Raw genomic sequence first — 12,020 nt, 5'->3', positions numbered from 1 at the left:
CCTAACAAACACTCATGCCCAGTTGCATCAACGCCATCCCGCCCTTGTGCCAGCCCCACCACACCAGCGCCAGCAACGACAGGGCGGCGAGGGCCAGTAACCCTCGAACCAGGTAGCGGTTCATGCGGCCTGGGCCTGCAGGCGGGCAACCGGGCGTTCGCGCACGGGCCAGTTGAGGGCGGCAGCCAGCAGGCTGAGCAGGATGGAAATCTGCCAGACCAGGTCGTAGCTGCCGGTGCGGTCATACACCACCCCGCCCAACCAACCGCCCAGGAAGGCACCCAGCTGGTGGAACAGGAAGACGATACCGCCAAGCATGGACAAGTTGCGCACGCCGAATACGGTGGCAACGGTACCGTTGGTCAACGGCACCGTGGACAACCACAGCAGGCCCATGGCGATGCCGAACAGATAAGCACTGAATTCGGTCACCGGCGCCCAGAGGAACAGCACGATCACTACCGCACGCAGCAGGTACAACCCGGTCAGCAGGCGCGGCTTGGACATGCGCCCACCCAGCCAGCCGGCAGTGAAGGTACCGACGATATTGAAAAGGCCTACCAGCGCCAGCACCGTGGTGCCGGTAGTCGCGGCCAGATGCTGGTCGACCAGGTAGGCCGGCAGATGCACGCCAATGAACACCACCTGGAAACCACAAACGAAAAAGCCCAGCGCCAGCAACCAGAAGCCTGAGTGCGAGCAAGCCTCGCGCAAAGCCTGGCTCAGGGTCTGTTCGGCTCCATGAGTGGGCAGAGGCCGGTCGCGCAGCAGGCCGACGAAGGGCACGATCAGCGCCACCATCAGGCCCAGTACCAGCAACGCTGCGGACCAGCCCAGCCACTGGATAAGGCCGAGAGTGCCCGGCAACATTGCGAACTGGCCGAAAGAACCGGCAGCGCTGGCAATACCCATGGCCATGCTGCGCTTTTCCGCCGGCACGGCACGCCCGACCACGCCGAGGATGACCGAGAACGAGGTGCCGGACAGACCGATACCGATCAGCAAGCCGGCACTCAGCGACAACGACCAGGCCGAGTCGGCCATGCCCATCAACACCAACCCGGCAGCGTAGAGAATACCGCCAATGATCACCACCCGCGCCGCACCCATGCGGTCGGCCAGGGCGCCGGCGAACGGTTGCGCCAGCCCCCAGATCAGGTTCTGCAAGGCAATGGCGAAAGCAAACACCTCACGCCCCCAGCCGAAGTCCGCGCTCATAGGCGCCAGGAACAGGCCGAAGCCGTGCCGCACACCCAGGGATAGCGCCAGGATCAGCGCTGCCCCCACCAATACCCACCCGCTGGTTCGCCACACCGAAGTCATTGTCGTTATCTCCAGCACATCGCAAGGTTTTACGGGTATATACCCGCTTATAGTCGTATCAATTTCAAGCCAGCTGATTGAGCAAACGGACCAGTTCATCCCGCTGCCCTGCCCCCAGCCGCTCCACCAACTCTGCCTGTGCCTGTTCCCAGGCCGGATGGGCCGCGTGCAGCAATTGGGTACCGGCCTCGGTCAGCAGCACCACGCGGTTGCGTTGGTCGTCACCATCGGCCAAGGCCACCAGCCCTTCAGCCTCCAGCACCCGCAGGTTGCGGCCCAGGGTACTGCGCTCCAGGCCCATGGCCTCCGCCAGGGTGGTGATACTAGGACGATCGAGCCGCTGCAGATGGCGCAACAGGGAAAACTGGGCGACATTGACCCCAAAGCTGGCAAGGGCCTCGTCGTAATGCCGGCTCACCCCACGGGCGGCGCGACGCAGATGGGTGCAGATGCATTCACTGGTCAACATGGATACGTGTATATACCCGCGTCATGTGTGTTGCAAGAGTTTTCACGACTGTCAGACACCTCAGCCTGGGTTCAGCCGCTTGCGAATCGGCTCGAACTCAACCGTGGCCTTGCGCGGTAGCGGGTCTGGAGTGCCCTGCTCGATTGCCTGCCAATAGCGCCACGGCACCTTGGTCGAGCCCAGTTCGTAGTCCATGCCATCCCAGTTGTCTTCACGGAAGCTGTAGAAGGCCCAGTGCAACCGGTGGCGATCCAGCACGCTGAGCACGTCTTCCAGGTATTGCCGGCAGCCCGGCAGCCTGCGCATGCAGCCGAACTCACCCACCACTAGCCGCGAGCGGGGCACGTTCATGGCCGCAGCCCAATCCAGCGGCTGGCGCAGGTATTGCGCCACACGCTGGCCATCCCACTGCTGCGTCTGCCCCGCAAACGGTGCCGGGCCGGGATAGGCGATGGGTTGCTTGCGCGTCATGTTCGGTGCACTGGTCACCAGATAGGGCTCGTACATGTGCACGCTGTACAGCACCCGCTGGTCTTCCAGGGGAGCCGGCCAGTAACCGAAGGCGTCGGCGGCGGCGAACCAGCCGGCATCGAGCATGACCGGCGTGTCCGCGTCCTCCTCGCGAATGGCCGCTATCAACTGCCGATACAGAGCCGGCAGATCACGCGCACTGCCCTGCTGCCCTGCATACCATTGCTGCATTCGCCCAAGGTCGGCATGCTCGGCCAGGCCACCGTGCTTCTCCGAAGCGGGCTCGTTGACCAGGTTGTAGGCGGCGATGGCCGGGTGACCTTTCAGCTCACGGGCCAGATCCCGCCAGAAGGCCGCAGACTGCAACCAGTAGCGTTTGTCCTGCCAGAGGCGGTCGTCGAACTGGCCCTGGTTGTTTTGCGACCAGCGCATGCCGGGTAACGAGAGCGGTGAGATGACCACCTTGAGGCCGGCCTGGTGGGCGCGGTCGAGGGTAGCTCGCAGCGTGGCCAGGTCGGCGGCAGGCAGGCCTTGGTAGGCATCGGCATCGCCGATGAGGAAATCGCGTTCCGCCGGCTGCCATTTGTCGTAGGACAGCCGCACCCAGGTCGCGCCATAACCGCTCAAGGCGTCGAAGTAGGCTTGGTCAGGTGGCAGCCGGTTGAAGCTGTTGCCACCGTGGCGGGGGTAGTTCCAGAAAGCCATGAGATCGGCTGCCACGGCGGCAGGCCCCATGGCCAACAAAAACGCAGCAAGAATGACATGACGCATGGTGCCGACACTCCTCGACAGTTTGCGGGAGGGGCAAGCATACGCCAGTGAAAAGATGCCGGTTCTTGCTGAGTTTTTTCAGGAATTTACCGACACGTTAGGCTCAGAAACGCCCTACAGACACATCTGATTGCGCTCCTGCAGGGCCCAGAGCAAGGCTCAGAGGCCCAACGCCAACCCCAGCACCACGGCCAGTTCGAGCAACTCCAGCATTGCACCAGCGGTATCGCCGGTAGTCCCGCCCAGGCGCCGGCACATCAGGTGCCGCAACCAGGCAAACACCGCCAACGCCAGCACCACGATCCACCCGCCCAGGACCAGGCAGAAAAGCACACAGCCCAGCAGCACCCAGCCGGCCGCCTGCCGGGGCAGGTGCTCGGCCAGCGCCTGCCCCAAACCGCCCTGCCGTACATAAGGTGTACTCAGGAACAGCCCGAGCATCGCCGCCCGCCCGATCAACGGTGCCAGTAGCAACTGTGCGCCAATGCCCTGCTCGACCACCACCCACAAAGCGCAGAACTTCAGCAACAGCACCAGCACCAGGGTGACCACGGCAATCGGCCCGCTACGTGGGTCCTTCATGATCAGCAAGGTGCGTTCGCGGTCACCGAAACCGCCAAGCCAAGCGTCGGCGCTGTCCGCCAGGCCATCCAGGTGCAAGGCGCCACTGAGCAACACCCACAACGTGAGCAGCAGGGCCGCGTGCAGCGGCGCAGGCGTGCCCTGCAGCAGGTAGCTGGCCAGCCACAGCAACAGGCCGAACAGCAACCCGACCAGCGGGTAGCAGAGCAGCGAGCGCCCCACCTCGCGCGGCGCCGGCATGCCCGGCAGACTCACCGGCAGGCTGCTGAGAAACTGCAAGGCAATCCACAACGGCAACATGTCAGCGCCCCTCGACCCACTGGCCGTCGTCACCCGGCACCAATCGCATGAGCGCAGCGTGGCCGACTTCGACCTGCAGCAACTGCGCCCTTGGCAAACCACGGGCACGGGCCAGCAGCAGCCGCATCACGCCGCCATGGGTGACCAGCAGCACACGCTTGCCAGCATGCTGCTGGCTCAGGCGCTCGACAGCCGCCAGCACACGCTCGGCGAACGCCTCGACCGGCTCGCCATTGGGCGGTGTAAACGCGTAAGGGTCCGCCCAGAAGCGCCCCAGCGCGTCCGCCTGGTCTTCCATGATCTGCGCCGCACTACGGCCCTCCCAGTCGCCAAAATGCAGCTCCTGCAATGCCGCTTCGCGCTGCACAGGCAGGTTCAGCCGCTCGCCCAGTTCCTCGGCAAAACACGCACAGCGCTGCAGCGGCGAACTGACCAGCACCTCCCACGGGCCGGCTTCGGCCACGGCTTGACGCATCTGCGCCCAGCCCTTGTCGGTCAAGGCATCATCAAGGCTGCCACGCAGGCCGCCCTGTTCCGTTTCGCCATGGCGCAGCAGGTCGAGGATCATGCCGGGCGGTCCGCCACCGCAGCCTCGGCGAAGGTCGCCATCTGCTCGTGCAACGCACAGGCCAGGCGCAACAGCGGTACGGCCAGGGCAGCCCCACTGCCCTCGCCCAGGCGCAGGCCCAGGGCCAGCAACGGCTCGGCCTGCAAGGCGTCGAGCAAGGCTTTGTGCCCAGGCTCTGCGCCTTGGTGGGCGAACAGCAACCAGGCCCGACACTGCGGGTTGAGGCGCACCGCCAGCAGCGCGGCGACACTGCAGATGAAGCCGTCCACCAGTACCGCGATACCCGCCTGCGCACAGCCAATGTAGGCACCGGCCAAGGCCGCGATCTCGAAACCACCGACACAGCCCAGTGCCTGCAATGGATCGTTGGCGCTAAGGCCATGCAGGCTCAACGCACGCTCGATGACCTCGGCCTTGTGCCGCACCCCGGCGTGGTCCAGGCCGGTACCCGGGCCACTCAATTCAGCCGGCGGGCAGCCGAGCAACACGCTGGCCAGGGCAGCGGCAGCCGTGGTGTTGCCAATACCCATCTCGCCCCCGATGAACAGCTGCGCGCCCTGTTCGGCGGCGCGCAGGGCACTATCGCGGCCAGCCTGCAGGGCGGCCTGCAGCTGGCTCTCGGTCATTGCTGGCTGGCAGGCGAAGTTGGCGGTACCGGCGCCCAGGCGCAGATGGCGCACGCCAGGCAGTTCCAGGTGCGGGTCGATGGTGCCCAGGTCGACCACTTCCAGACTCGCCTGCAGCTGGCGCGCCAGCACGCTGATTGCCGCGCCACCACCGACGAAGTTGCGCAGCATCTGCCCGGTCACCGCTTGCGGGTAGGCCGAGATGCCTTCCTCGACCACGCCGTGGTCACCGGCAAAAATGCTGATTGCGGCGTTATCCAAGGTCGGCCGTTCACACCCCTGCAGGCCGGCCAGCTGAATGGCCAATCCTTCCAGTTGGCCTAGCGAACCGGCAGGTTTGGTCAGCTGCTGCTGACGGGCGCGGGCCTGGTCCATGGCGGCGTTGTCGATAGGTTGGCAGGCGTCACGCCACCAGGCTTGGATCATAGTGCAGGTCCTTTGAGCATTAGGGGCAGGCCGGCCACAGTCAGCACCACGCGCTGACAGCGTTCGGCCACGGCCTGGTGCAGCCAGCCGGCCAGGTCGACATAACGACGAGTCAGCTCGCCCATGGGCACGACGCCCAGTCCGGTTTCGTTACTGACCAGGATGACCGTGCCCGGCAACTGTTCCAGGCAGGCCAGCAGCGCATCACGCTCCTCGGCCAGGCGCTGGTCGTCTTCGAGCATCAGCAGGTTGGTCAGCCACAGGGTCAGGCAATCCACCAGCAGGCATCGCCCTTCGGCCGCTTCGGCGCGCAGTACCGCGGCCAGGGCCAGGGGTTCTTCGATCAACCCCCAGCCATCGGGGCGACGCTGGCGGTGCAGCAGCACGCGTTCGTTCATTTCACCATCCAGCGGCTGGCTGGTGGCGATGTAGGTCACCGGCAGGCCACTGGCGCTGGCCAGCCGTTCGGCCAGGCGGCTCTTGCCCGAGCGGGCGCCGCCGAGGATCAGGTTGAGCATGTCAGGCCACCCCACAGAGCTGGCGCAGGCGCGCGGTGTCCAGGTGCTTTTCCACCAGGTCGGCCAGGCGTTCGATATCGCGTTCGCGCAGGGCCTGGTAGTCGACGGCCTGCACATCATCCAGCCCAGCCCAGCGCAGCAGCGCCGCGCACGACTGGCTGCCTTCAAACAGGCCGTGCAGGTAGGTGGCAAGTATCTGGCCATCAGCACTGACAGCACCATCGCAACGGCCATCGGCAAGTTGCACGGCTGGCTGCTCCACGGCAGGCCCCGTGGTGACGCCGGCATGAATTTCATAACCGGCAACCGGGACTGCTTCGAGGTTCAGTGTGCCGGCAACGTTGCGCAGTTGCTTCTCGGCTTCGAGCACCGTGGCGTAATCGAGCAGGCCAAGCCCCGGGCTGGAGCCAGCAGCCCCTTCGAGACCAAGCGGGTCATGCACTTCGCGGCCCAGCATCTGCAGGCCACCGCAGATCCCGATCAGCTTGCCGCCATAGCGCAGGTGCCGGTCGATGGCCTTGTCCCAACCGCGCTCACGCAGTTGCGCCAGGTCGCCGCGCACACTTTTGGAACCCGGCAGGATGATCAGGTCGGCGGCCGGGATCGGCTGGCCCGGGCCGATGAACTGCAGGTCCACCTGGGGGTGCAGGCGCAGTGGGTCGAAGTCTGTGTGGTTGCTGATACGCGGCAGCACCGGGACGATCACCTTGAGCACGCGCTCGGCCTTTGCCCCCTGGCGTGCGTCGATGCCGTCTTCGGCTTCCAGATGCAGGTCGTTAACATACGGCAGCACGCCCAGTACCGGTTTGCCGGTGCGCTGTTCCAGCCAGTCCAGCCCCGGCTGCAGCAAGGCGATGTCGCCGCGGAAGCGGTTTATGACAAAGCCCTTTACCCGCGCCTGCTCACTGGGCGATAGCAGTTCCAGGGTGCCGACGAGATGGGCGAACACACCACCACGATTGATGTCGGCAACCAGGATCACCGGGCAGTCCACCGCTTCGGCAAAGCCCATGTTGGCAATGTCACCGGCACGCAGGTTGATCTCTGCCGGCGAGCCCGCGCCTTCGACCATGACCACCGACCAGGCAGCACTCAGACGCTGGTGCGAAGCCAGCACCGCCTGCATGGCGATAGCCTTGTAGTCGTGGTAGGCCACCGCGTTCATGCTGGTAACGGCACGGCCATGGATGATCACCTGGGCGCCGGTGTCGCTGTTGGGCTTGAGCAGCACCGGGTTCATGTCGGTGTGTGGTTGCAGCCGGCAGGCCTGGGCCTGCACCGCCTGGGCCCGGCCGATTTCACCGCCATCGGCGGTCACCGCGCTGTTCAGCGCCATGTTCTGCGGCTTGAACGGCACCACGCCGACGCCCTGGCGCAACAGCCAGCGGCACAGTGCGGTCACCAGCGTGCTCTTGCCAGCGTCGGAGGTGGTGCCTTGCACCATGAGGGTGGTCATGCCGTTTCCTTCTGATAGGCCGCCAGGGCTTGGGCCAGGCGCTGTTCGTCCGCCGCACAGGCTGGCAGCCCCAGGCGTATCGCCTGCGGCTGCTCGAACAGCCGCACCAAGATGCCGCGGCGGGCGAGAAAGTCATGCAGTTGCGCAGCGTGCTCGCTGCGTACGTACTGGAACAGATCGCAACCACCGCTGGGCGCCAGGCCGGCGCTGCGCAACAGCATAGCCAGCCGCTGGCTGGCGGCAGCGCAGCGTTCGACCTGCACACGCTGGGCGACGTGGTCGGCCAGGCTGGCCTGGGCCAGCACCCGGGTCGGGCCATTGACAGTCCACGGGCCGAGCAACTCGGCCAGGCGCAGCAGCAGGCTGCGTTCGGCGGCAACGAACCCCAGGCGCACACCAGCCAGGCCGAAGAACTTGCCGAACGAGCGCAGCACGATCAGCCCCGGGCGCTCGGCACAATCGACCACGCTTTGCGCCGGGGTGTTGTCCATGAACGCTTCATCGACCAGCAGCCAGCCACCGCGGGCGGCCAGGCGCATGTGCCAATCCAGCAGGCGTTCACGCGGCACCCGGCGGCCGGTAGGGTTGTTGGGGTTCACCAGTACCAGTACGTCGAGGCTGTCGAGCGTCGCCTCGACCTGCGCTTCATCCAGCTCCAGCAACTGGTGCCCCGCCCGTTGCCACGCGTATGGATGCTCGGCATAGCATGGCGTCAACACCCCTACCCGGCCGGCTGCGCGCAACAGCGGCAAGGCCTGGATCGCGGCCTGGGAACCGGCCACCGCCAGCAATTGGCGGGCGCCGTAATACGCACGCGCGGCGTCCTCCAGGCCGTCCTCGGTCTCCGGCAGGCGGGCCCAGGCCTCCATGGGGATCGGTGGAATCGGGAAAGGCCATGGCGCAATGCCGCTGGACAGGTCGAGCCACTGCTCGCGGGCGATGCCGTATTGCCGTACCGCCCGCAGCAGGCGGCCTCCGTGTTCAAGCATTGATATAGGCCCCCAGGCAGATCACCAGCAGCCACAGCCATACGCCGCGCTGCACCAGGCCCCAGCCACGATCGATGGCGTCGGCGTCGGCCATTGGCCCGTCACCCAGGCGTGGCCGCTCATGCAGCTCGCCGTGGTACACCGCCGGGCCACCGAGTTCCACCCCCAACGCACCAGCACCGGCGGCCATCACCGGCCCGGCATTGGGGCTGTCCCACAGCGGGCCCTGCTTGCGCCAGCAGGCCAGGGCCAGGCGGGTCTTGCCCAGCAGCGCGTAGGTCAACGCCACCAGCCTGGCGGGAATATAGTTGAGCACATCGTCGACGCGCGCCGCGCACCAGCCGAAGCGTTCGAAGCGCTCGTTGCGGTAGCCCCACATGGCGTCCAGGGTGTTGCTCAGGCGGTACAGCACCACGCCCGGCGCGCCGGCGACCACGAACCAGAACAGCGCGGCGAATACAGCATCGCTGCCATTCTCCAGTACCGATTCGGTGGCCGCCCGGGCAACCGCAGGTTCGTCCAGTTCACGGGTTTCGCGGCTGACCAGGTAGCCCACACGGCGCCGCGCTTCTTGCAGGTCACCCTGGCGCAAGGCACTGGCCACTGGCAACACGTGTTCGCCCAGGCTGCGCAGCCCGACGGCGCAGTACAGCGCCAGCACGTCGACCAGCCAGCCGATGTACGGCAGCCAGGAGAGGATCAGTACCACCAGGGTAAGCGGCACCACGGCCAGGAACCATGCGCTCACCCCGTGGCTGCGCCAGCCGCGCCCACCTGCATTCAGGCGGCGCTCGAGGTTACTGGCCATGTTGCCGAAGGCTACCAGCGGATGGCGCCGCTGCGGTTCGCCCAGCAAGGCATCCAGGGCCATCCCGGCCACGGTCAGCAAGGCCACGCTCATTGGCGCTCTCCCCATTGGTTCTCAAAGAGCATTTCACTCAAGGGCCGTTCCTCGGCCCAGTTTTCCAGCACCAGCATCGGTGCCGGGTAGAACTCGGTTACCGGCCCCAGGCACAGCACCGCGACCGGCTTGGCCCCGGCCGGCATGCCCAGCAGCGCCGCCAGCGCCTGCGGGTCGAACAGCGACACCCAGCCCATGCCCAGGCCTTCGCCACGGGCTGCCAGCCACAGGTTCTGGATGGCGCAGGCCAGCGATGCCAGGTCCATTTCCGGCAGGGTGCGGCGGCCGAAGATATGCGGCTCGCGGTTGTCCATCAGGGCGGCCACCAGCAACTCGGCGCAGTCATTGATGCCCTCCACCTTCAGTTTCATGAAGGCGTCGGAGCGTTCGCCCAACGCTTCGGCGGTACGCACCCGCTCTGCTTCCACCAAGGCCTGGATGCGCGCACGCAGGTCGCGCTGGGTGATGCGGATGAAACGCCAGGGCTGCATCAGCCCGACGCTGGGCGCCTGGTGCGCGGCAGCCAACAGGCGGCCCAGCAGTTCCGGGGCTACCTTGCCACCGGCGAAATGGCGCATGTCACGGCGTTCGCCGATGGCCCGATAGATCGCGGCGCGCTCGGCGTCGCTGTAGGCGTGTTCGCTCATGGTCGCAACAGCGCCGCCGCCGCATCAGGGTTGGAGGGAAAGTAGAAGTGCACGTAGGAAGCCGTCAGCCGACCCAGACGATACACCGCTTCGTTGCCACGCCCGCCGTTGGGGCTCAGACCACGTGCGATCGGCTCCAGTACGGTACTGGTCAACGAATGGTGATAGGTGTGACCGCGCAGGGTGCCTTCCGGCAGTTCCACCGCCTGCAGGGCCAAGGCAGCCAGGCGCTTCTGCATGGTCGCTTCGCCCGGCAGCAGGCCGAGCAGCTCGGCACGCTCGCCGACCACGTCGGTCAGGGCATCAAGCAGGTACAGCATGCCGCCGCACTCTGCCAGCAACGGTTTGCCCTGGGCGTGATGGGCACGGATCGCCTCGCTCATTGGCGCGTTGGCAGCCAGGGCGTGGTGGTGCAGTTCGGGATAACCGCCTGGCAGATACAGGCTGTCCACTGCTGGCAGTTCGCGGTCATGCAGCGGCGAGAAAAACTCCAGCTGCGCGCCCAGGTTGCGCAGCAGGTCGAGGTTGGCGCCATAGGTGAAGGCAAAGGCCTCGTCCCGCGCCACGCCAATGCGCACACCGGTCAACGAGGCGGTAGTGGCTTGCGGCTCGGGTTCGGCAAAGGTCACTGGCGGCGGCAAGGCGGCATCGCAACTGGCGCCAAGCGCCTCGGCAGCGGCATCCAGGCGAGCGTCCAGGTCGTTCAGCTCGCTGGCCTGGACCAGCCCCAGGTGGCGGCTGGGTAGCTCTATACCGCGCTCGCGGGACAAGCCGCCATACCAGCGCAGGCCTTCGGTCAGGCTACCTTCCAGCAGTTGCGCGTGGCGCAGGCTGCCCACCCGGTTGGCCAATACACCGGCAAACGGCAGGTCCGCCTGGTAGCGTGCCAAGCCCAGGGCCAGGGCGCCAAAGGTCTGGGCCATGGCCGTGCCGTCGATCACCGCCAGTACCGGCACGCCGAAGTGACGCGCCAGGTCGGCGCTGGACGGCGTGCCGTCGAACAGCCCCATCACCCCTTCGATCAGGATCAGGTCGGCCTCGCCGGCGGCTTCCCACAGCAGGCGGCGGCTTTCCTCGGCGCCGATCATCCACAGGTCGAGCTGGTACACCGGCGCGCCGCTGGCCCGTTCGAGGATCATCGGGTCGAGGAAGTCGGGCCCGCACTTGAACACCCGGACCTTGCGCCCGAGGTTGCGGTGCAGCCGGGCCAAGGCAGCGGTGACAGTGGTCTTGCCCTGGCCTGAGGCCGGCGCCGCGATCAGCACGGCAGGGCACTGGCGCGGCTGGCTCACAGTTCCACGCCCTTCTGTGCACGGATGCCGGCCTGGAAGGCGTGCTTGAGCATGCCCATCTCGGTCACGGTGTCGGCCAGCTCGATCATCTCGGGTTTCGCGGCACGGCCAGTGACGATCACATGCTGCATCGGTGGGCGGGCCTGGATGTCGGACAGCACCTGGTCAAGGTCGAGGTAGCCGTGCTTGAGGGCGATGTTCAGTTCATCGAGCACCACGAACTGCACGCTCGGGTCTTGCAGCAACTGGCGCGAAACGGCCCAGGCGGCTTCGGCGGCGGCGATGTCGCGCTGGCGATCCTGGGTTTCCCAGGTAAAGCCCTCGCCCATCACGTGGTAGCGCACCTGCTCGGGGAAACGGCGGAAGAACAGCTCTTCGCCGGTGCTGTTGCGGCCCTTGATGAACTGCACCACACCGCATTGCATGCCATGGCCCAGTGCGCGCGCGAGCATACCGAAGGCCGAGCTGCTCTTGCCCTTGCCATTGCCGGTCAGTACCAGCAGCAGGCCGCATTCGTTGGGGGAATTGGCGATGCGTTCGTCGATGATCGCCTTCTTGCGCTGCATGCGCGCCAGGTGGCGTTCGTCGCGTTCGGTGGATTCGCTCATCAGGGTTCTCCGCTGGCTGGCGCCACGGCAACGCGCGGCGACAGGTAAAAGGCGGGCAGACGGAGAACGCGCA

14 protein-coding genes are annotated in these 12,020 nt (G+C 66.4%); all 14 read right to left on the bottom strand.

Features of this window, described 5'->3' with window-relative positions:
- Position 1: 1 nt before the first annotated feature.
- Positions 2–124 (bottom strand): hypothetical protein, encoded by a 123-nt coding sequence (locus tag KDB76_RS30050; protein WP_023662692.1) that lies wholly within the window; start codon positions 122–124, stop codon positions 2–4.
- Complete coding sequence (locus tag KDB76_RS07340; protein ID WP_161551462.1) at positions 121–1,314, bottom strand: MFS transporter; 1,194 nt, start codon at positions 1,312–1,314, stop codon at positions 121–123. The genes KDB76_RS30050 and KDB76_RS07340 overlap by 4 nt, the downstream gene beginning before the upstream one ends.
- Before the next feature lie 73 nt (positions 1,315–1,387).
- Entirely contained in the window at positions 1,388–1,792 is a 405-nt protein-coding gene (locus KDB76_RS07335) for a MarR family winged helix-turn-helix transcriptional regulator (RefSeq protein WP_013971386.1), read from the bottom strand.
- A 60-nt stretch (positions 1,793–1,852) separates the two neighbouring features.
- Complete coding sequence (locus KDB76_RS07330) at positions 1,853–2,968, bottom strand: cellulase family glycosylhydrolase (protein ID WP_197860708.1); 1,116 nt, start codon at positions 2,966–2,968, stop codon at positions 1,853–1,855.
- Positions 2,969–3,193: 225 nt separating this feature from the next.
- Positions 3,194–3,916 (bottom strand): adenosylcobinamide-GDP ribazoletransferase, encoded by a 723-nt coding sequence (locus KDB76_RS07325; protein ID WP_013971384.1) that lies wholly within the window; start codon positions 3,914–3,916, stop codon positions 3,194–3,196.
- Between the two features lies 1 nt (position 3,917).
- The gene (cobC, locus tag KDB76_RS07320; RefSeq protein ID WP_013971383.1) at positions 3,918–4,484 is read right to left on the bottom strand and encodes an alpha-ribazole phosphatase family protein; all 567 of its coding nucleotides are present in this window, start codon (positions 4,482–4,484) and stop codon (positions 3,918–3,920) included.
- The gene (gene cobT / locus KDB76_RS07315) at positions 4,481–5,536 is read right to left on the bottom strand and encodes a nicotinate-nucleotide--dimethylbenzimidazole phosphoribosyltransferase (RefSeq protein ID WP_024086413.1); all 1,056 of its coding nucleotides are present in this window, start codon (positions 5,534–5,536) and stop codon (positions 4,481–4,483) included. Before cobT ends, cobC begins: the two co-directional genes overlap by 4 nt.
- Positions 5,533–6,054, bottom strand: coding sequence for a bifunctional adenosylcobinamide kinase/adenosylcobinamide-phosphate guanylyltransferase (cobU, locus tag KDB76_RS07310; RefSeq protein ID WP_024086412.1), 522 nt, complete (start codon positions 6,052–6,054; stop codon positions 5,533–5,535). Before cobU ends, cobT begins: the two co-directional genes overlap by 4 nt.
- 1 nt (position 6,055) lies before the next feature.
- Complete coding sequence (locus tag KDB76_RS07305) at positions 6,056–7,510, bottom strand: cobyric acid synthase (RefSeq protein WP_024086411.1); 1,455 nt, start codon at positions 7,508–7,510, stop codon at positions 6,056–6,058.
- The gene (gene cobD, locus KDB76_RS07300; RefSeq protein ID WP_024086410.1) at positions 7,507–8,499 is read right to left on the bottom strand and encodes a threonine-phosphate decarboxylase CobD; all 993 of its coding nucleotides are present in this window, start codon (positions 8,497–8,499) and stop codon (positions 7,507–7,509) included. The genes KDB76_RS07305 and cobD overlap by 4 nt, the downstream gene beginning before the upstream one ends.
- Positions 8,492–9,400: an adenosylcobinamide-phosphate synthase CbiB gene (gene cbiB / locus KDB76_RS07295; RefSeq protein WP_013971378.1), complete on the bottom strand. Its 909-nt coding sequence runs from the start codon at positions 9,398–9,400 to the stop codon at positions 8,492–8,494. Before cbiB ends, cobD begins: the two co-directional genes overlap by 8 nt.
- A complete protein-coding gene (gene bluB, locus KDB76_RS07290) occupies positions 9,397–10,047 on the bottom strand; it encodes a 5,6-dimethylbenzimidazole synthase (protein ID WP_013971377.1) in 651 nt (216 codons plus the stop codon). Before bluB ends, cbiB begins: the two co-directional genes overlap by 4 nt.
- Positions 10,044–11,339 carry a cobyrinate a,c-diamide synthase gene (locus KDB76_RS07285; protein WP_013971376.1) on the bottom strand — a complete coding sequence of 432 codons (1,296 nt, stop codon included), beginning with the start codon at positions 11,337–11,339 and terminating at the stop codon, positions 10,044–10,046. Before KDB76_RS07285 ends, bluB begins: the two co-directional genes overlap by 4 nt.
- A complete protein-coding gene (gene cobO / locus KDB76_RS07280) occupies positions 11,336–11,947 on the bottom strand; it encodes a cob(I)yrinic acid a,c-diamide adenosyltransferase (RefSeq protein WP_013971375.1) in 612 nt (203 codons plus the stop codon). The genes KDB76_RS07285 and cobO overlap by 4 nt, the downstream gene beginning before the upstream one ends.
- Between the last annotated feature and the right edge of the window lie 73 nt (positions 11,948–12,020).

This window comes from Pseudomonas sp. JS425 (assembly GCF_018223845.1).
GTDB lineage: Bacteria > Pseudomonadota > Gammaproteobacteria > Pseudomonadales > Pseudomonadaceae > Aquipseudomonas > Aquipseudomonas asiatica.
Note: the sequence above shows the minus strand (reverse complement) of the source record. Positions and strands in the feature narration are given on the sequence as shown.